The sequence below is a fragment of the Mycolicibacterium bacteremicum genome, assembly GCF_002086115.1.
In the GTDB taxonomy this organism is placed as follows: Bacteria; Actinomycetota; Actinomycetes; order Mycobacteriales; family Mycobacteriaceae; genus Mycobacterium; species Mycobacterium bacteremicum.
This window is the reverse complement of sequence record NZ_MVHJ01000005.1, coordinates 269,710-289,531: the sequence shown is the minus strand read 5'-3', so window position 1 is coordinate 289,531 and position 19,822 is coordinate 269,710. Positions and strand designations below refer to the sequence as shown.

Genomic DNA, 19,822 nt, shown 5'->3' with positions numbered 1-19,822 from the left:
GAGCCTTCTCCCACCCCCGACCGGGGTTTCCCGGAGAACACCCCGGTCAAAGACATGACCGCCGATCAGCAAGCCGCCTACTTCCGTTTCCAGAACCGCCAGGCAGACAACAAACTCGCAGCGTTCAACGGTTTCACACCGCAGGACGTCAACGCGATGTGGACCCGCCTGGAGGAACTGGAGGGGGAACGGCTCACCGCTGATCAGAAAGCGGTCAAAGATGCCACCGACCGGGCGGCAGCAGAAGCACGGTCCGCAGCCGAAGCCGAATTCCGGCCCCGGCTGGATCAAGCCCTGCTGCGGTCCTCCGCGGCGGGACTGCTCACTGGTGAACAGTTGGATTCTTTCGTCGCCACCACCAACCCGGCCGCGTTCTACGGCGAGACCGGGGAAGTGGATCCGGCAAAGGTGAATGCCCACCTCGCTGGGCTTCTCGGTGTACAGCGCCAAGGCCCTCAGAAGCCACCGGCGTGGGGACAGCATGGCGCAGGGACACCCCCTGCGAGCCCCGGTGAAGCCGGAAAAGCCGAACTCGCCAAGCGGTTCGGCAAACAAACCTAACCAGAAAGGAATGCGACTGTGTCTCTCGACATTTCGTTGCAGACGACCTCGTATCAGGTCGGAAACCGGCAGTGGCTCCTGTCCGAGCCGGACACCAAGCTCAACGTGACCCTCGACATCTCGAAGTTCACCGGCGGCACCCATTTCCCGAACGGCTACATCCCATCGGGGACCGTCGTCGGCATCGTCACGGCCACCGGCCTCGCCGGCCCGTACAGCAACGCCGCCTCTGACGGCACCGAAACCGCCTACGGCATCACCTACGGCGATGCCAAGGTCACGCAGGCCAACGGCACCAACACGGCCAAGGTCAGCATCTCGGTTGTGGTCAACGACTGCATCGTGTCGAAGGCCAAGCTGCCGTTCCAGTCCGGAGCAGGATTCGCTGATGCTAACGGCATCACGGACCTCAAGAACATCACCTTCGTGGCCTGAGAGAGGACTGAATCATGGCTTTGTTCCTTGACGGCCCCGTGCCGCTCGAAGACGTCATCGTCTACACCCAGGGTGTGCCGCTGCCGTCGACCAACGTGCTCACGCAGATGTTCCCGACCCGCACCTACGCCACCGATGAGGTTGACTTCGCGACGATCACCTCCACCAATCGGCTGGCGCAGTTCCGCACCTGGGACGGCAACTTCTGGGTGGCGCCGCGCGACACCGGCGTGGAGAAGCGCGTCAAGCTCGCCCCGCTGGGCGGCAAGCTCGGCGAAGGCGAGTACGAACGCCGGCAGAAGGAGTTCGCCCGCTACGGCGGCACCATCCAGTCCATCCTGGTGGACGCCGTGTACGACGACCTGACCAACCTGACCCGCTACGTTCAGAACCGCATCGAAATGGCCTGGGGCGACGTCCTCACCGATGGTGTGTTCACCATCAACGAGAACGGAATCAACCAGCAGGTCGACTTCGGCATCCCGGCCGGCCAGAAGGTCACCGCAGCCACCCTGTGGTCGGACACCGCCAACGCGGATCCGCTGACCAACCTGATCGCCTGGTACGACGTGTACCGCACCGCCAACGGTGTCGGCCCAGGCCGGTTCCTGGTGTCGCTGGCGACCGCCCGCCACCTGATGGCGAACGTGAAGCTCATCAACGCCATCAAGGGCGCGCAGACCGGCTCCACGCAGGTCACCCTAGCCGAGATCAGCAACCTGTTCGCCTCGTACGGGCTGCCGGCGATCTCGATGGATTCGGTGTACGACTCGTTCTTCCAGAACGACGCCGGCTCCACAGTGCGGCCGATCGCGGCGAACAAGCTACTGTTCCTGCCCGATGATTTGGGAAGCCTCGGCTTCACCGCGTGGGGCACCCCCACCACGGTGATGGAACTGAACGCCAACAACGTTCAGGTCCAGACCGCCGCGGGCATCATCGGCGTCATCGACCGCGAGTCGCATCCTCCGTACCAGAAGAGTGTCTACGTGGATGCTGTGGCGATGCCGGTTCTGGCTGACCCCCGCAAGGTCCTCGTCGCCACCGTCGCCTAGGAGGTTCTGATGGCAACGAACAAGAGCGAGTACGCGCTGTACCTGAACGATAAGGACGGGTCGCTCGTCACTGTCATGCCCGGTGAGGACATCCCTTCTTGGGCGAAGGTCACCAACCCGTACGTCCTCGGCAAGGACTCGGAGGAGCCGGGGTCCGGTGAATCCGAAGAGGTGGAGTCTTCGGGTCCGCCTCCGCGTGCCGGTAAGGGTTCCGGTGAGGCGGCGTGGCGTGCATACGCCGAGGAGCAGGGTGTTGATGTGTCCGGCGCTGAAGGGCGCGACGACATCATCGATGCGCTCGACGCTGCGGGTGTGCCGGTCGAATGACCACTCCCACGCCGCCCGAGGGGAAGTTCGTCACCGTAGATGAGGCTGAGGCCCGCTATGAGGGCGACTTCCCTTCTGGGCGGCGTCAGTGGTTGATGTGGCGTCTCTTCGATGTGGAGAACGCCTTGATGGGTTTGGTGCCGTCGCTGCGTAAGCCGCTCGACGACATCATCGCGGACTCCATTGCGGCTGGCGATCCTGGCCGCGTGGACCGCGTCAAATCCCTTGTCATCGATAAGGCGTTGCAGATGTACCGCAACCCTTTCGGCGGCGCGTTGGCCCAGCAGATGCAGATGGTCGATGACGTTCAGGAGTCCCGCACGTTTCGGGGGTCGACGTCTGCGGCGATCGCGTTTGATGAGGGTGAGTTGAATCAGGTTCGGTTGCGGACTCGGAGGCGGTCGAAGCTGGGTTCGATTCCGATCGATCCGTGGCGCATCACGTGCTGAACCTTCCGGTCGAGTTTGGTGGGCAGACGGTGACGTTTGTGTCCGTTGCCGAGTCCGGTGCCCCGGGTTATATGGGGTTGCGGGCGAAGGCCCGTGTGGAAACCGAAGTGTCGGGTTGCAGGTTCCGCCCAGTCCAGGTCACCGAGTCCGCCGACGAGGAAACCAACACCGCTGAGGGGCAGTGGAAATGCACCGCACCCCCGGTGGCGGCTGTGTTGGCGGCGAAATCCTCCGATGAGGTCAAGGTCGACGGTGTGACCTATCAGATCACCGGCCCGGTGCAGCCGAAACGCACCATGGACGGGCTGCTGCATCACGTCACGGTGATGTGCAAACGTCAGGCCGGCTGATGAGCAACCCGTTCGACAAGTTCGGCATCTCCGATGCGGAACTGAAGAAGGCGATCTCGGAGTCGGCTGAGGTTGATGCCGAGTTGAACCGCTTCATGAAGGACGAAGTGGTTCCGTACTGGAAGTCTGTGTCCCCGGTGGATGAGGGCCGGTATGCGGCGTCGATCAAGGTGACGAAGAAAGCCAAGGGCGGCAAGGGCGAAGTCGGCGCAACCAACTACAAGGCGCACTGGATCGAGTTCGGCACCGGAGACCCCGGCCCCACCAAAGCCTCCGCCCCGGGTGAGAAGACCGCCCAGCATTTCGGCGGCACCCTCGACGGCGTGGAGATAGGCAAGGACGATGACGGATCTTCATGACCGGGAAGCCCCCGACTCAGAAGATTTCGTTGTGCATTGGCTCGCCCCGCTGCTGCGGTCTGCTACGGAGCGGGAAACCGATGATGTGTTGCCGTTCGCTGTGGTGCAGCAGATTTCCGGTGACGACGACGTCGATACGGGTACGGCGGAGGATGCGATCCAGGTCGATTGGTTTGACCGTGCCCGCGACGGAATGGAAGCCGCGCAGCGTTCCAAACTGACTGCCCGTGAGGGGCATCGGCGGATGCTGCTGCTCGCCCACGACTTACCCGCCATCGAAGTATCGGACGGCACCACCGTAGGTGCCGACTATCTGACGACCACGATGAAACCCACTCGTATGCCGTACGCCGACGAGAAGATCGTCCGCTACGTGTCCCGGTACCGACTCGGTACCTCATTCGTCGCAGCACCCTAGCTGCGTCATCAGCCCAAACCCCACCCGCCGGACGCCGTTCGGTTCATTCACCATGGAAAGGATGCCACTATGGCAATCCCCGCAACCGGCACCACATGGAAGGCCGGCGGCTTCAACGACATCGACAACACGTTCCTGGAGCGTGGCGGCAAGATCGCCGTCCTGATCCGTCAGGCCCGCGGCGCCGAGTCGAACCTGTCCCCGCACAACGCAAACGGGACACCGTTCTGGTCTCCGTTCGCTCAGGACGGCAAGCTGCGCGACGACCTGTTCGCGTTCAAAAAGATCAACGGGTTCTGGGTGGAAAACCCCGACCCCAACGAAGGCTTCCACCTTCTCGGTGCGTTCAAGGAAGGTGACGGCCCCACCGTCAAGTCGGACTTCGACGACGACGACTACATGGTGGAGCAGACGAACTTCCCGTTCGACTCCGACCGCACCAAGGAAGACGAACCGTTCACCCTGACCCCGGTGGAGACGCTGAAGCCGGTGCTGCGGCGTGTCCGTAACGGTCTGCCGTTGGCGGCGGCGAACGGCGACAACCTCGTTGAATACCCCGGCCAGGCCGGCACCGTGTACGTTCGCCCGCTGGACTACACCCCGATCAACTACCAAGTTCTGTTGATCCGCGAGTTCAACAAGCCGGGTGGGAAGATTCAGACCGTCAAGGCGTTCGACCTGGTGAAGGTCAACAAGGTCGGCGACGCCAAGATGGGCAAGAAGGACGCCGAGGCTGCGGAGCTGACGATGAAGCCGCTGCCGTCGGGTCACTTCATGGGTGTGCAGGACGGCGAGTATCAGCCGATCATCAAGGCGGAGTGGATCGGCGGCGAAGGCTACGCGGCGCTGCTGGGTTCCCCGGTGTCCGGCTATACCGCCACCCTGGGTGTGCAGTCTTCGGGTACGTTCACCCTCACCTACGGCGGCCTGACCACCTCCGGTATCGCCTACAACGCCACTGCGTCTGCGGTGAAGACCGCGCTGGTCGCCCTCGACGACGGCTACACCTCCGCGGATTGGGATGTTACCGGTTCTGCCGGCGGCCCCTACACCGTGACGGTGCCGTCGATCTCGAAGCCGCTCAGCGGTTCCGGCGCCAGCCTGGGAACCCCGGGCACCTTCTCGGTCGCCCCGGTCACCGAGTAGTAGACCTCGCCGGGGGAGGGTTCGGGCTGAGCCTTCCCCCGGCGAGCCACCACATCAGCCCATCAGCCCAATTGGAAGGAAAACTCAGCCCATCATGTCTGAAGAACACGACCGCCACCCCGTCAAACCCGAACAGGCCGCCGACCAGGCCACCGAATACCTCGGGTTCATGGCCAGCATCACCTACGACCTCGGTGACGGCGACACCTGGAAGCTCCCCAATCCGGCGTTGTTCCCGCCGGACATGAAGGACCGCTACTTCGAGCATTTGCGGTTCATGTCCGAGGATTTGGACACGAAGCCCCGCAAGAACCCGATCACGGGGGAAGAGGAACAGATCCAGATTTATCCGCTGCGCTACAACGGGAAACTCATCAACGATGAGGAACTGTTGTGTGTCGCGTTGATGGGATCTGACACCGATTACCTCCAGTATTTGGAGGATCGGACCAAGCCTGAGGTGTATGCCAAGTTCCTCGCAGCGGGTGGTGTTCCGGGGCAGATCAACACGGCGTGGCAGATGATGCAGCGGCAGCTGCAGGAGCGTCTTCAGCGAGACTCGAAAAGTTCATGAAGCCATCGCACTGTGGTGCCGGTATCCGGATGAGATTGAAGCGGACCTCAAGTTCCGCAACGTAGAGATTCGGGATTGGCACCGAGGCACCACCGACTCTCACGGCTGTTTGGTGTTGTCGAGCCGGCTGTTGCTGAATCTTGTTCATTACCTTCCGAATAGCTCTGCTTTCAAGACTCATGCGGCTCCGCCGTTTGGGCGGGACGGCAACTGGACTGAACTGGAAATCATGGTCGCCAAGCTTCACGAGGAGACCGCTCTCAACCGGGCAGCCAAGTATGTGGGTGGCCCGAACGAGTACATCCCGACGGTGTATCTGTCCCCGGCGGAGCGCATTGAACGTCTGAACGAAACCGAAGAGGACGAGCAGTCCGCATCGGATCTGATCAACAGCCTGGTAGGGGAATAGGAGGTGGATTGTGGCCGTCAAGATTCCGTTTGAAGCAGCACTTGACGACCGGTCCGCCACCGCAGTCTCCTCCCGGGTTGAACGGATCTTCGCCGACGCCGGCAAGGACGCAGGGCGGCAGTTTTCGAAGCAGTTCGGTGCCACCGCGCAATCGGTGGACGCCGAAATGCAGAAGATCGGCGACAAGGCCAAAGACGCCTACGACAAGGCTTCCGACGCGGCGGGCAAGCTCCGCGCTGAGGAAGCCAAACTCAAGGACCTTCGGGACCGGGGGGCGCGTGACTCCCAGATCGTTTCGCAGGCGGAGCGTTTAGAGGCGGCGCGGCGGGCAGAAACGCGCGCTATCCGTGACGCCACGAATGCACTGAAAGACTACGAGCAGGCATCGCAAGGTGCTGGTGCGCGCGGCGGCCAGGGCTTCCTGGACGGTCTGCGCAGCGGTGTTGGGGGTGCGGGTGCATCCGGTTCGGATATGGCGGAGGAATTCGCCGGAGGTTTCGCCGGATCCAGTGCGCTACTGCGGTTGGGCGCGGCCGGTGGTCCTATCGGGTTGGCGCTTGCTGGGGTCGCCACCATCGGCGTGATCGCCGGTCGCCAGTTGGGGCAGGCAGTCGCAGACGGTATGGCAACAATCCAGTTGCAGGACCAGTTCCAGGCGGCGATGGGGCTCAGTGAGTCGTCGATGGCGCAGTACGCGGCTGCGGCTGGATCTGCGTTCGCCAACAACTTCGGCGCTTCGGTGGCGGACAATCTTGGTGCTGCGCAGACGGCGTTGCAGTCCGGCCTGATCGACACCACCGCTACTGAAGGTGAAGTTCAGACCGTCATCCAACAGTTGCAGGGCATGGCCGGTGTGACCGGTGCGACAACGCAGGAATTGTCGCGGTCGATCGCCACCCTGATGCGCACCGGTATGGCCGAAAGCGTCTCTGGCGCTGCGGACATCATCACCGCAGGCTTCCAGCAAGGCTTGAACGTCTCCGGCGACTGGCTGGACACCATCAACGAGTATTCGACGCAGTTCCGCAAGCTTGGGTTGGATGCGGGTCAGGTGTTGACGCTGCTGCAACAGGGTATGCAGGGCGGCGCCCGCGACACCGATAAGGTCGCAGACTCCCTCAAGGAGTTCTCGATCCGGGCGGTGGATGGGTCGAAGTCCACCCGTGAAGGGTTCGAGGCTCTCGGGTTCAACGCTGACGAGATGGGCCGCCGCTTCGCCGCGGGAGGGCAGTCGGCGCAGGTCGCTTTGGGGTCGGTGCTCACCGCGATCCAAAGTGTTGATGACCCGATGCAGCAAGCGCTGATTTGGCAGCGGTTGTTCGGAACCCAGTTTGAGGACATGGGTGATGCGATCAACCAGTTCGACTTGTCGTCGGTGGGCGCGGAGTTCACCAATCTTCAGGGTGTTTCTGACAATGCGACGAAGACCGCCGCAGGGAACTTCGCCTCCGAGTGGGAGACCGCGACCCGCGCCGTCGGCCAGTACTTCTCCGACCTGAAGACCGACATCGCGGACTGGTTCTCCAGCCTTCCGTTGATCAAGGACATTCCGAACCTGATCACGGAGGCGTTCAACGGCCGTCCGGGTATTCAAGCGTCCGCCCCGAGTAATCCGAACAATGTGCCGTCGGCCCCAGCTGTTCCTGTCACCCCTGGTGGTCTTCCGGGCGCTATCACGGGTGGTGGCGGTGCGGCGAGCAGCCCGAACAGCCTGGGCGACTTGTTGATGCCTTCGGGGAACACTCCGATCCCTGCTGCACCGGCTCCGGACGCCCCGGTCCCGGGTGCGCGTACACCGATCCTGACGGATGCTCAGGCGGAAGCGCAGAAGGAAGCCGAGAAGGCCGCCACCACCCTTCCGGAGGCTCCGTCGCTTCCGTTGCAGTACACCAACACCGCCGGCCTGCCGACCGCTGTAGCGAACGCGCAGATCCGTTTGGATGAAACCCGGCATGCGGTTGCGGAGAAGGAAGCACGCCTCAACCAGTTGATGCAGACCAACGCAGTGGATGCGTCGGTGATCCAGAAGGCCCGCAACGATGTTGCTAAGGCTGAGCAGGATCAGATGCAGGCTGAGCAGGCGTTGACGGATTCGCGTATCTCCGCAACGGAGAAAGCCAACAAGCAGCTCACCTCCCTGTCGAACGATATGAGCGAGTTGGGTAACTCGTTGGACGCTGACTTCGGCCTGTCCAAGGGGTTGGGCGGGGTTATCGAGAACGCGGTGAAGGCGCTCGGTAACGCGTTGACGGCCCCGTTCCTAGCGGCGTTGGGGATGGTGGAGAAAGCTAACCCATACGAGGGCTCCGGGCTGATGGGAATCATGGCCGCCAACGGCGTCTTCGGGTCTCAATACACCCCGGCTACCCTTGCAGCCGCAGCGCAAACTAGCGGCGGATATGGCGCACCCGGGCAACAGTTTGTGCCAGGGATGCCGACTACGGCTGTCCCACAATCAGGGTTCAGTGACGCCAACTTGAAGCCCAACGCGGCGATGCTCAACGACATCATCCCTGCGATGTTCCCGGGCATCACTGACATCGGCGGCTACAGGGCCAGCGACCCCTATCCGGATCATCCGTCGGGCCGAGCGCTGGACATCATGATCCCGAACTGGGACACCCCGCAGGGCAAGGCATACGGCGACCAGATCAACCAGTTCCTTCAACAGAACGCGGATGCGTTGGGTATCGACTCCACGATCTGGCGTCAGCAGTACCAGCCGGCCGGCGGTGTCCCCTCCCTCATGGAGGACCGGGGCAGCGCAAACGAGAACCACATGAACCACATCCATGCGTTGACTTCACCGACTACCAGTCCTTATGCCGGGGGCGGTGTGCCTACGCCGGCTGTTCCGGTCGGTCAGTATGCGGCACCGCCGGCCGCCGGCCCGGGGTGGCAGGGTCCTCTGCCGAGTGGGGTTCCGACCAGTGGATCGATGTTGCCTGGTGCGGGTGCTCCCCAAGCTGCCCAGTTCGGTGGACCGCAAGGCCCCGGCGTCGGTGGGGGAGTGGCATACCCATCGCAGGGAGGTAGCAGTGGCAACCTGGTTGGCGGCCTCGCATTGGATGGTGCTCTCGCAGCAGCCGGTGCAGCAGACCTTCTCATGCCGGGTGCTGGTGCTGCCGCGAAGATTGGCATCCAGCTCGCCAATAGGACAGTCGGCTACGCCGCGCAGAACGCAGGCATCCTCGGTTCTGGTCTGCTGGAGACGTTCGGTCAGATCGGCGACAACCCCAAAGGCACGCTAGGTGCGTCGTGGCTCGGCAAGGGGCTCGGCGGGTTGGCCGGCGCTGCCGCTGCACTACCCAACGTCGCGGGCAAGGCCGTGCAACCCCCGGGCAACGGTCAGGGCCAGCCGAACGGCCAGGGCGGGAACGTCACCAACCAGACGGTCAACGTCACCAACAACAAGCAGACCGAAGACCAGACCGGCGGTGTGGTCGCTGAGCATCTGTCCGCGATGCAGGCCCCCGTGGGTAGGCAGTAGTGGCTGACATCGTGCGCTACCCGCGTAACTCGGTGACCCCGCAGGGCGCCTACTACTTCATCAAGGGTATTCATCCGCGGGTTCGGCTGAAGTCCCCCGACGGGTCCGTTGTCTTTGAAATTCTGGGTGGCGGGGCGATCGCTGACAGGCATTCGGCCCCGGAGTGCGTGGTGCTCAACGCCCCACCCAAGGGTTTGATCGCGACGTGGAAGTTTATTGATCAGCAGGGCGCCAACGAGGACGGTGTCACCAACCTCGACGCCGTCAATGACGCTATGGAGATCACGCTCCCGGTGCGGTTGTTCGCCCGCGACGGCGCGCACCTTCGGGAACTAACGCGGGCGCTTCTGGGGTCGTTGGACAAGAAGAAGACGTCCGAATTGTCATGGTTCACACAGGAACTCGGCTGCTGGTGGGGCGATGTGCGGCATTTGCGTCCGCCGGCCGCAGGGTACGACGTTGGTGGGCAGAAGCATTCCACGTCATTTGATCTGCATTTGCGGGTGGATGGTGGGTTTTGGCGGACGTTCGACCATATCGATGAGTTCCGTCTGCCGTTTGATTCGATGAAGGACACCTTCGCCGTTGACACGGTTGAGGATAAGAACCTGGGTCAGTTGTGGCCGCTGTATTTCACGGGTCCGGGCGGGGGTTTCCCGTATGCGTCTCGTGGTGCTATGCGGTGGCGTGATGATCCGACGCGGACGTTTTTCACGGAGCCGCGCCAGTTCGTCGCCGGACCCTACAGGGATTTCCAGACTGCGACGGACAATCAGGTCATTTCGATTGTGTTCGACTCCTGGCAGGAGTGGGGCGCCTCCAACGACATCTGGGGACGCCAAGGCAGAACGGCATCAGGGGAGTGGAACGGCACTGGTGTGAGGGCTCGGATTACGGGTCCGTGGATTGAGGTTGCGGCGTTCAACAACTTCAAGAAAACCACCATCGCCCAGGGCTACGCCACCAACCTAGCTCCTGCTTTGCCGGGGGAACGGTACCGGCTCGAATGCGGCGGCCTGGACAAGGACGGCAACTTCAACCCCCGCATCTTCCGCGTCCGCAAAGGCGGCGGCACGATCTTCACCGCCAAAGACACCGCAGGGGTTTCCGCTATCGGTGCGGGGTTCCGTGGGGTTGGGACTGGTGGTCAGGCTGCGGGTGCGTTCATCACCCAAGGCACCCCCGCCGCTATTCGGGAAGTGTCGGCCGGCGACCTCACCAACGCCGCCCCCGTCGGGAAACTGGTGCGCGTCAATGTGGGCGATCAGGACATGTGGGACCGGTACACGATCACCGGTCCGGGAACGTTCGAGATCGGTGCGGGTCCGGGGTCTTCGCAGACCGTGAAGATCGGACCCCTGTTGCCAAACCAGAAAGTCCAGTTACGTAGCGATGGGCAGAAGCGGCGGATCGTGGATCTGACGAAGGTCCCCCCGACGGCGAATGAGCTGTTGGAGTACCGGAAGGTGTTGGCGGAGCTGGAATCGTATGCGCCGATCAAGAACATTGGCCCTACTTTGGCGGCGAATGCTTCCGAGTTCGGGGTCACCCCACCTCAAGGCAATATGCATAGGTTGATTGATGGGTGGTTCACCCATCCGGTTCCTCCTAAGTCTCCGGGGCGTCGCGCTGAGCAGCATTTCGTGTCGGTGAAGATCACGGGTGGGAACGCGGATTCGCGGGTGATCGTGGCTGGCACACCGAGGCGGCGCTACCCCCAATGACCACCGTCATTCGGGCCGCTCACCTGTGTGAAGCGGCCAGTTCGGGATGCCCGAAATGAAACTCACCGACACCGAACTAGAACGGTGGTCTCGGGAACTCGACACCGGCAACCGCTACCGGGAAGCCGAGGCCGCCGAAATCCTCGCCCAGTCATTCACGTCGGATGACACCGGGATCACGTTGACGGTGTGCGACAAACTGTGGCGCGAAGTCGACAGGGTGAATGACTTCATCGAAGTGTCGTACACCATCCCCCGAAACATGCCCCCCCAAGCCACGTTGACGGTGAAGTCGGATCACCATTTGGTGCCGATGTTCCGCACGTGTGAGCAGACGATGGTGGGGGTGATCCTCGAAACCGAGGGCATCTCCGAAGCGTTCTATGTGAAACGGCACCGGGAGAAGCTGGACGACAAAGGGGTTTGGACGCATGTCCTTGAACTCGTTGGCATCTACGACATCCTGAACTATTTGGTGATTTGGCCGTCGTGGTTTCTGCCGATCCAGGCCCAGCCATTTTCCCACGCGGTGTATGCAGCCCCGTTGTGTACTGCGATCGAAGCAGCCGCAGCGGAACAAGCACTTCGGATCCAGTCGGGGATGTGGGAGTTCGTCAACAACGCCCTCTCACTCAACCCTGACGTAAGAGCTTGGTTCGGGACTGTGTTGCAGGGGTTGAAGCGGGACGGTAAACCCTCCACCATCCTGAAAACCCCACTTTATGTGGTGCGTACCGGCATCCTGCGGGATTCTTCGCCGCCGTATGTGAAGACCGTGCGGATGACGACGGTGGGGCAGATGATCCAGGAGATCACCCCCGCCTACGGAGTCGACGTCCGCGTGCATTTGTGGCGGCCCGGTGACCCTCAACCCGACAAATGGGCGCACCTTGAAGTTCCCACGTATGTGATGACGGTGAAGGACCGCTCCCAGATCGAAGGACCGACTAAAACGATTCTGGATTCGGCGATCCGGGGCACGGTGGATGCGTTGGGGTCGATCCTCGGCGACACCCTAAAACCCCTGTTGAATCCGGACGGGAAGTACGCCCCCGAAGGCTTGTACATCGCACCCCGTCTAGGTCTCGACTTTGTGATGCCGTACGCGGTGTTGGTGACCCCGGACAATGTGATCACCGAAGACGGCCAGGTGGTGCGGGAACGCTCCCCACTGATGTCGTGCGAGATCGTCCACAACACACCGTTGGGGTGGCAGCACATCATCGGCGGCAAGTCCCCGAAGTGGTTGAACGACTTAATCAATGCGTTCTTCAAGTACATCATCGACGCGGTCATGATCGTCATCGGCTTCACCGGGGTCCCCTCCAATATTCTGGACGGCTTCCTCAACGATTCGTTCCTGGCGTTCCAGCTGATTCAACATTACGGCCGGCGGGACAGTGTCGGCCCGTACCACCCCGCGATCGAGGTGTTCACGGCGACGAATTCGGCGCCGTACAACATTGAGGCGTTGTTCCAGTTCATCGCGGTGCTGTGGAATTCGCGGGGTTATACGACGGCGATCGCGACGTTCCGCGGGCAGAACGGCCCCTACAAGTTGGGGCGGGATATTTTCCCGGGTGCGTTGATGACGTTGGTGTATGCGTCTCGGACGAAGTTGTACACGGATTACATCGAGTTGGTGTCCGGGAAGGTGAATCGGACGACTCGTGAGTTGACGGTGCAGATGGGTGATGGGAAGCCGTTGGAGCATCCGTCGGCTCAGTTGCGCCGCAACATCAGTGAGGCAATGGCCGCGATAAATACGGTCACGCTTGCCCCATCTTCGGGCGGCTAAGACTATGAAACCTGTTGGAGGTCAGTGTGGCTGAGATTCTGTGGCGGACCGAGTACCGCGACGGTGTGCGGTGGTTGTTCTGCAATCTCGCCGAGCTGGGTTTCCGTATCGATGATGATGGTCAGTCGTCGGGCATGTATCTGGCGGTCGCTGCACCATTGGGTGGGGTGGCTTCGCTGGGGAATGTGTTGGCGAAGGGTGATGCGGGGTTCCCGGCGACGATGGTGTTGTCGGGGTTTGAGGAGTTGGACGCCGACGACCCCACCCCCGCCTCCGCGTCGTTGGAGATCATCGCTGAGCCGACTGATGTGTCGGGGCCGGTGTATGGGCTGAACCTGATCCTGCATCGTGGGGCGACGGGGGAGTCAGGGACGGCGACGTTCACGCCGGGAGACATTTCGGAGTCTCCATTGTTGGGGTGGATTCCCGCTGTCGCACCGGGGCTTAGCGCGTTTGAGTTGGTGCCGCAGAAGGTGTCGACTCAACATTGGCCTGCCACGGTGGACAACGTTCCCGGTGGCACCACAGCTGGTTTCACTCTCACGATTGTTCCGATTGCTGCTGCCCCGTATGACCGGTATGCGTTTCCGGGTGGGACGGTGCAGGTCGCTGCCGCATCAGGCTCTAACCTGCGGGTGGATCTGATCGCGCGGCTGGACGCGGACAACGGGCCGGTGGTCGGTAGGGATTACGGCCGCGCCGGGGCCACCGACAAACTGTCTTTGGTGGGGTTCCCTGACGCTGGGGCCACCTCATCCGCGACGAAGATTTTGGCGAATCAGACCGCGAACATCTACTTCCGGACGGAGAAGCAGGCCGGATCGTCTGCGTATTCGTCGACTCCGGGTACTGCCCGGTTTGGTGTGTTGATGGTGCCGGCGTGACCGATACCTCTGATGTGGAGGATTGGGGTCCGACGCTTGAGGCGGTTGGGCGTCCTCTGGGTGGGGGGCGGACACGCAATACGCGGGTTGGGCTTCAGGAGATCCAGGAGGCCCAGGACTTCCAGCGTGAGCGCACCGGGGCGGATGTTGCGGTTGCTTTGGGTGGTGTGGATACCGGTGATGGGTATGACGGTTGGTCGCACGTCACTGAGTGGGCCACCGATGTGGGTGAGGGCATCACCGATGCGGTGACGGGGACCGCAAACACCATCAATGCGATTGTGCAGGGCTTCACCGGACTCATTGGTGACTGGCTGTTTCCGGATGTGGAGTCTGCCGCTGAGGCGATAGCCCGTCAGCAGGCGGAGACTGCGGCGTCGGTCGCCAAGCTTCAGCAGTTGAACAGTGCGAATGCTCAGGGCGGCAACAGCGGTTTTGTGGACTTCACGGGGCTGGCTGATGCGTCCACGATGGGGTCTCAGTTTGACCAGTTCTATTCGGGTGCTGGTACTGACACTTTAGGCATTGTTGGTGGCAGGACTGGTGTGGTGCCGGGGACGTTCACGGCGGACAGGTTGTGCCGGTTCGTCTTCAACGCGAAGACCACCCTGTCGGATTTCCAGCGCGTGTCGATGGTGTTCGCCACCTCGCCGGGAAAACGGTCGTTTGCGTTCCCTGCCACGCAGACGGTGTACGGGTACAACTACATCCGCGCACGTATTGCCGAGTCGGGCACGTATGCGGGCATTGATTGTGTCCAGGTCATTTTCGACATCGACTCATTCGATTTGGGTTGTGTGGTCAATGGTGTGTGGACTAAGTGGATCACCGTCGCCCACAAGTTTCGTCCGGGCGCGATCTACAGCCTCGATGCTGGGTCGACGGGCGGGAACCGGCAGTACCGCATCCTTCTAAACGGCGCGAACGTATACGTTCACAACGAGGTCGGCACCATCTCTCAGCTCGGTTCTGGGTACCGGGACACAGGTGGTGGGGGAGCGTGGGAAGCCGGAACTGATGGCGGCACGTGGTTCCGCGCCCAACCTTCTGCCATCGCAGCGTTCTATATGGCCGACAACACGCCGCCGGGACAGCTCAGCTCCATCGGCCGCGCCTTCCGGGCATCCGGTACCACAGTCAGTTTCAACACCGTGTCCACCATGTACACGCTGCCGGCGAACATGTTCGACACTTTCGACTACGCCACCCCCGACCTGGTGTGGAATGGCTCTGCCGGGAGCTGGACGATCGGCCGACGCGGAAACTACATCGTCAATGCGCACATGGCGAACAACAACACCACCCTCACTGGGTATGTGGCGTTGTTTGTCAATGGGGTGCAAACAAACTCGGGCAACGTCGGACCCTTCTCTACGTTGGCGTTCGCTATCCCGTTGATGCCGGGGGATGTGCTCACGTTGGGGTACTTCACCGGCACGGCGAACTGCCGGATCTTCGGCCGCGCAGATGGTGACATCACGTTCTTTCAGGTCGTGCGTATCACTCCCGACAATCTGGAGGACATCTCCGCATGACCGATTTGAACGTGTCCCAGACGGTGGAGGATCCGACGGGCGGGTTGCTTCGGATCAGCCCGGACGGTCGTTGCATCGCAGAAGAACTCGCCGCCCCCGTCACATCCCAAGGTGTGCGTTGGGAGGCCGGGGACTTCTACGTCACGGTGCGTGGGGCTCGCATCTATTACACGAATTTGATGATGAATCCGGAGATCGCAGGGTGGCCGAAGTTGGGGGTAGTGGAATGACATTGGACCCGAAGCCCATCGTGGACGACGAACCCGCCGTGGAAATGCAGGAATCCGAAGAGCCGACCGGCGTTCCTACTACCGACGACTTCGTGGAACGTGTCAACGGCATGACGCCCGGTGACATCACCCCCCAACAAATCCTGTCGGTCATCACCGCCATCAACCACGCCACCACCGGAGACCCCGTCGGCACTGCCCGCCGAGGCCCCAACGGCGAATTCGCCACCCGCGTCAACCGCCAAGGCGTCGATATGTGGCAGATCGTCAACCCCGCCGACGGATCACTTTGGTACGACTTCGCACCCACGCTCCCCTGGACCCAAATCGGAGGAAACTAAATGGCACTCGGACCTTCCAACTGGGTTATCAACCAGATGTGGGACGCGGCGTTCGGCATCCAACCGTTCTACGTCAACCAGCCCTACATCCAGTGGCACAGTGGTGACCCCGGATCCGGCGGTAACTCCAACGTGGTGGCGATTGACCGGCAGGCCGCCGTGTTCGAACGGATCTCCGACGGAGTGTGGCGCACAGCCGGCGCACCCATGGAAGTCGCCATCGACGTCCCCGACGTCACCATCACCCACATCAGCATCCACGACGCGTTGGATGACGGGAACTGGCTGGGCAACCTTGTCGGGAATCAGTCGATCTCCGTCGTCGAAGGCGACCTCCTCACACTCTCTGATCAAATTCAGTGGACCGTGACGGACTGGGTTGCCTGATGCCCGTCACCCGAATCGCTGCCGCGCAGCGAACCCAACTCCTAGCAGGGAACCTGACATCCCACACAATCGATGTGTCGGTGAACGTCAACCCCAACGCCCCCGACTACGTGTACGGCATCGTCGCATACGGATGGACCGGCGAACCCTCCGTCTCCGGTGACACCATCGGCTGCACCTGGACCGGCGCCACCCCACTCCCACTACTGGCGACCCCACTGCTGTTCGGGTCCAACAAAAACCTGTTGATGGGGTGGATTGTTGAGAACCCGTCCAGTGGAACGGTCGTCGCCTCACACTCAGGCATCGGCACCGGCCTAGACACCCGATCCAGGTTCATTACTGTGGGGGTGTGGTCCCAAGCCCAACCCTTGGACCTCCCGAACATTCAGGCGGCTGTGGTGTCTGCTGTGGGGTCGACAAACGTCGCAACCTCCGGTGTCACCGTCCCTTCCATCCTGCCCGCCTCCCGTGTCATCACCGCCCACCTCGTCGGTAAAGGCAAAAAGATCAACGACTTCACCGGAACTAGGGTGGCGTCTGCGCCTTCACCGTCCGGGAATGGGCAGTTGTTGTTGGGGGAGACGCGGGGCGCTGCGTCGGTCAACCCGACCATCACTCACAACACGTCCACCCAGTTGTGGGGTGCGTTCGGTTTGAACACTGATCCGGCGCCGCTAGCGTTCGGCGCCGCCGGCCGGCATAAGGCTGGTTCGGGCTCGTGGGGTGGTTCGGTGTACCGCTTCGCTGAACCCCACCCGGACCGCTACTACGAAGTCCCCCGCATCGGTTCCTCCACCATCCTGGCCGGAAACTTCGTCCGCTCCACCGACGGTGTTGCGATGCCGGTGTGGGTGAAAGACCCCGACGACACCAACGACTACACCCTCGACTGGTCGAACCATTTGGCTGACGACGATCGGATCACCCACGTCGAACACACCGTCAGTGGCTCACTCCGCAGGTTCTCCCAAGCCCTTGATGAGACGGGGCATATGACGCAGGTGTGGATCAACGGCGGCACCGTCAACGTCACCCGCTCCGTCCGCGTCCGGGCTTCTACCGCGCGGGGACGCCGGTTTGACCGCACCTTCTGGATCGCAGGAACCCAAAACTGATGACTGTCGTGACGGGTGTCGTCCTGGATGTGACGGGGCGTAAGGATTCGCGGGAGTGGAAGGCGTGGTCCCCGGTCTACCGCGAAGGCACCAACGGTTCGGTGGTGACGTATCGGGAGCAGGACGTCCACGTCGTCGCCGGCAACTTGACTGCCACTTTGGAGCCTGGTCCGTGCCTCATCCAAAACCCCGACGGCGACCAATGGTTGGTTACCGTCCCCGAAACAGACACCACCCTCTGGCCGTTGATTCAGGCCGCCGTGCAGATCCCCCCAGAAACCACTGAGGAGAAACTGTTCGCCGCCGTCGAGGAATACTTCGACCAGCACCCGGTGGATGTAGGGCCGAAGGGTGAACCGGGTGAGCCCGGAGCACCTGGTGAGGACGGGGAGGATGGTGAGTCGGCGTATGAGGTTGCGGTTGCCAACGGGTTCGTCGGCTCCCAATCCGCCTGGCTAGCATCGTTGGTCGGCCCACAAGGGGAGCAGGGCGAGCAAGGTATCCAGGGTCCTCCGGGTGCGGATGGGTCCGGTTCGGGGGACATGACCAAAGCGGTCTACGACCCTTCGAACGTCAACGGCAATGCGTTCTCCCAGGACAACATGGTCTCGGGGACCACGAACAAAAACTTCACCGCCGCGAACCAAACCAAACTCAACGGCATCGAAGCCCTCGCTGACGTGACCGACGCTGCGAATGTCGCCGCAGCCGGTGCGCAGATGACGTCGGAACGCAACGCCAACAACGGATACGCCGGCCTGGACAGCGCCGGACTCATCCCGTCCGCCCTGTTGCCGTCCTACGTCGATGACGTTATTGAGGCCGCGAACTTCGCCGCCCTGACCGGTGGTGTTGCGGGGAAGATTTACGTCACCCTCGACAACAACAAAACTTATCGTTGGTCGGGTTCGGCGTTCGTGGAGATCAGTGCGTCTCCGGGGTCTACGGATGCGGTGCCTGAGGGTTCAACGAACCTGTACTACACGCAGGCCCGGGCGGATGCCCGGGTCGCGGCTGCGGCTGCTACTGGCACGGGGAACCTTGTCCGGGCCACGTCTCCCACGTTGGTGACCCCTGCGCTTGGGACTCCTACGTCGGGGAACTTGGCGAACTGCACGTTCCCCACCTTGAACCAAAACACGTCGGGGAACGCTGCGACCGCAACAGCTTTACAGACGGCCCGGAATATCAATGGGGTGTCGTTCAACGGGACCGCGAACATCATTCTGGCGCCGCAGTCGGTGGCGGTGACGAACACGGCGGCACCGTCGATTGCGTTGACTTCTCCGTTCGCGACACTTACGGATTCGGGGTTGGCGCAGGCTGTCACGTCGGTAACGGTGACGGGTTCACCGGCTGAAGGGTATCGGCTGACGTTGAAGTTCAAGGACGACGGCACGTCCCGCGCTATCACCTTAGGGTCGTCATTCCGTGCGATGGGTGTCACCATCCCCGCTGCGACTACGGCGGGCAAATGGCTGGTTTTGGGCTGCCTTTACTCTGGGACTGACAGCATTTGGGATGTGCTCGCGGTGGCGGTGCAGGCGTAAATGCCCAGCATCGTCGCCACCGACAGCCGGTTGAACTCCAATACCCGCAATATCGGCTCCACTTTCACTTCCTACACTGCGCAGACCGACGACCTCATCGTGATTTTCGCTGCGGTCCCCTCCGACACTGGCACCCCCTCTATTGGCACTGTGTCGGGGTGGACGGGTATCGCGCAGGTGTCGAACTCGTTGGGATCGTTGACGGGGCTGATGCACCCGGTTACCTCCGCGGAAGCCGCCGCGAATACCACCAGCTTCACTGCCACCAATTATTTCAACGTGGCGAAAAACTCGCGCACCGTCGCGTGCGTGGTTAGGGGTGGTGACCCCGCCAGCTACCTTGATGCGTTCTCCACTGTGGCGTCAGCATCTTCGAGCACACACCAATTCCCCGCATTGGTCGGCACGGACCTCAGTTCGGGGTCGCTGTTGATCGGTGTTGTCACCGCAGGAACGGGGGACCGCACGTACACGGATTCACCTGCGGGTTATTCGCTGGCGATACAAGCGGATACGGGTACGGCGGTGGGGATGTGGGTGCGTGCCGCCGCCTCCGTTGCGGGTGTGAATGTGGCTGCTCAGACGGTGACACCTACGTCGGCGTCGTCGTATCGCGGGATGAGCGTCGCCATCACGGCTGCCCCGGCGGCGGATCAGGGCCGGTTCTTTGCGTTGTTTTAGG

The 19,822-nt window shown here is 62.1% G+C and carries 22 protein-coding genes; all 22 read left to right on the top strand.

The window, feature by feature from the left end; translation table 11 throughout:
- Window positions 1-561 (top strand): hypothetical protein (locus BST17_RS08610; RefSeq protein WP_207573593.1); only part of this gene is annotated, 561 nt, incomplete at its 5' end.
- An 18-nt stretch (window positions 562-579) separates the two neighbouring features.
- Window positions 580-996 carry a head decoration protein gene (locus BST17_RS08605; RefSeq protein ID WP_083057085.1) on the top strand — a complete coding sequence of 139 codons (417 nt, stop codon included), beginning with the start codon at window positions 580-582 and terminating at the stop codon, window positions 994-996.
- Window positions 997-1,010: 14 nt separating this feature from the next.
- Window positions 1,011-2,051, top strand: coding sequence for a major capsid protein (locus BST17_RS08600; protein ID WP_083057083.1), 1,041 nt, complete (start codon window positions 1,011-1,013; stop codon window positions 2,049-2,051).
- Between the two features lie 9 nt (window positions 2,052-2,060).
- On the top strand, window positions 2,061-2,378 hold the full coding sequence (locus BST17_RS08595; RefSeq protein WP_083057081.1) for a hypothetical protein: 318 nt from the start codon (window positions 2,061-2,063) through the stop codon (window positions 2,376-2,378).
- On the top strand, window positions 2,375-2,827 hold the full coding sequence (locus BST17_RS08590) for a hypothetical protein (RefSeq protein WP_083057079.1): 453 nt from the start codon (window positions 2,375-2,377) through the stop codon (window positions 2,825-2,827). The genes BST17_RS08595 and BST17_RS08590 overlap by 4 nt, the downstream gene beginning before the upstream one ends.
- Window positions 2,828-2,865: 38 nt before the next feature.
- Window positions 2,866-3,177: a hypothetical protein gene (locus BST17_RS08585; protein ID WP_234807586.1), complete on the top strand. Its 312-nt coding sequence runs from the start codon at window positions 2,866-2,868 to the stop codon at window positions 3,175-3,177.
- Complete coding sequence (locus BST17_RS08580; protein ID WP_083057077.1) at window positions 3,177-3,536, top strand: HK97 gp10 family phage protein; 360 nt, start codon at window positions 3,177-3,179, stop codon at window positions 3,534-3,536. The genes BST17_RS08585 and BST17_RS08580 overlap by 1 nt, the downstream gene beginning before the upstream one ends.
- Complete coding sequence (locus BST17_RS08575; RefSeq protein ID WP_083057075.1) at window positions 3,520-3,954, top strand: hypothetical protein; 435 nt, start codon at window positions 3,520-3,522, stop codon at window positions 3,952-3,954. The genes BST17_RS08580 and BST17_RS08575 overlap by 17 nt, the downstream gene beginning before the upstream one ends.
- A gap of 69 nt (window positions 3,955-4,023) precedes the next feature.
- Complete coding sequence (locus BST17_RS08570) at window positions 4,024-5,100, top strand: hypothetical protein (protein WP_083057073.1); 1,077 nt, start codon at window positions 4,024-4,026, stop codon at window positions 5,098-5,100.
- Between the two features lie 94 nt (window positions 5,101-5,194).
- A complete protein-coding gene (locus BST17_RS08565; RefSeq protein WP_083057070.1) occupies window positions 5,195-5,674 on the top strand; it encodes a hypothetical protein in 480 nt (159 codons plus the stop codon).
- A gap of 229 nt (window positions 5,675-5,903) precedes the next feature.
- The gene (locus BST17_RS28660) at window positions 5,904-6,083 is read left to right on the top strand and encodes a hypothetical protein (RefSeq protein ID WP_109750047.1); all 180 of its coding nucleotides are present in this window, start codon (window positions 5,904-5,906) and stop codon (window positions 6,081-6,083) included.
- Window positions 6,084-6,093: 10 nt separating this feature from the next.
- On the top strand, window positions 6,094-9,573 hold the full coding sequence (locus BST17_RS08555; protein ID WP_083057066.1) for a VldE C-terminal domain-containing protein: 3,480 nt from the start codon (window positions 6,094-6,096) through the stop codon (window positions 9,571-9,573).
- Window positions 9,573-11,297 carry a DUF7257 domain-containing protein gene (locus tag BST17_RS08550; RefSeq protein ID WP_083057064.1) on the top strand — a complete coding sequence of 575 codons (1,725 nt, stop codon included), beginning with the start codon at window positions 9,573-9,575 and terminating at the stop codon, window positions 11,295-11,297. The genes BST17_RS08555 and BST17_RS08550 overlap by 1 nt, the downstream gene beginning before the upstream one ends.
- A gap of 55 nt (window positions 11,298-11,352) precedes the next feature.
- A complete protein-coding gene (locus tag BST17_RS08545) occupies window positions 11,353-13,095 on the top strand; it encodes a Gp37-like protein (protein WP_083057143.1) in 1,743 nt (580 codons plus the stop codon).
- A gap of 26 nt (window positions 13,096-13,121) precedes the next feature.
- Complete coding sequence (locus tag BST17_RS08540; protein WP_083057062.1) at window positions 13,122-13,979, top strand: hypothetical protein; 858 nt, start codon at window positions 13,122-13,124, stop codon at window positions 13,977-13,979.
- Entirely contained in the window at window positions 13,976-15,514 is a 1,539-nt protein-coding gene (locus BST17_RS08535) for a DUF7257 domain-containing protein (RefSeq protein ID WP_083057060.1), read from the top strand. Before BST17_RS08540 ends, BST17_RS08535 begins: the two co-directional genes overlap by 4 nt.
- Window positions 15,511-15,744: a hypothetical protein gene (locus tag BST17_RS08530; RefSeq protein ID WP_083057058.1), complete on the top strand. Its 234-nt coding sequence runs from the start codon at window positions 15,511-15,513 to the stop codon at window positions 15,742-15,744. The genes BST17_RS08535 and BST17_RS08530 overlap by 4 nt, the downstream gene beginning before the upstream one ends.
- Window positions 15,741-16,085, top strand: coding sequence for a hypothetical protein (locus tag BST17_RS08525; RefSeq protein WP_083057056.1), 345 nt, complete (start codon window positions 15,741-15,743; stop codon window positions 16,083-16,085). The genes BST17_RS08530 and BST17_RS08525 overlap by 4 nt, the downstream gene beginning before the upstream one ends.
- Window positions 16,086-16,472 carry a phage tail fiber protein gene (locus tag BST17_RS08520; RefSeq protein ID WP_083057054.1) on the top strand — a complete coding sequence of 129 codons (387 nt, stop codon included), beginning with the start codon at window positions 16,086-16,088 and terminating at the stop codon, window positions 16,470-16,472.
- A gap of 80 nt (window positions 16,473-16,552) precedes the next feature.
- On the top strand, window positions 16,553-17,590 hold the full coding sequence (locus tag BST17_RS08515; protein WP_133053518.1) for a phage fiber-tail adaptor protein: 1,038 nt from the start codon (window positions 16,553-16,555) through the stop codon (window positions 17,588-17,590).
- A complete protein-coding gene (locus BST17_RS08510; RefSeq protein ID WP_083057050.1) occupies window positions 17,590-19,140 on the top strand; it encodes a collagen-like domain-containing protein in 1,551 nt (516 codons plus the stop codon). The genes BST17_RS08515 and BST17_RS08510 overlap by 1 nt, the downstream gene beginning before the upstream one ends.
- Window positions 19,141-19,821: a hypothetical protein gene (locus BST17_RS08505; RefSeq protein WP_083057048.1), complete on the top strand. Its 681-nt coding sequence runs from the start codon at window positions 19,141-19,143 to the stop codon at window positions 19,819-19,821. It abuts the gene before it with no gap.
- The last annotated feature ends 1 nt before the right edge of the window (window position 19,822 follow it).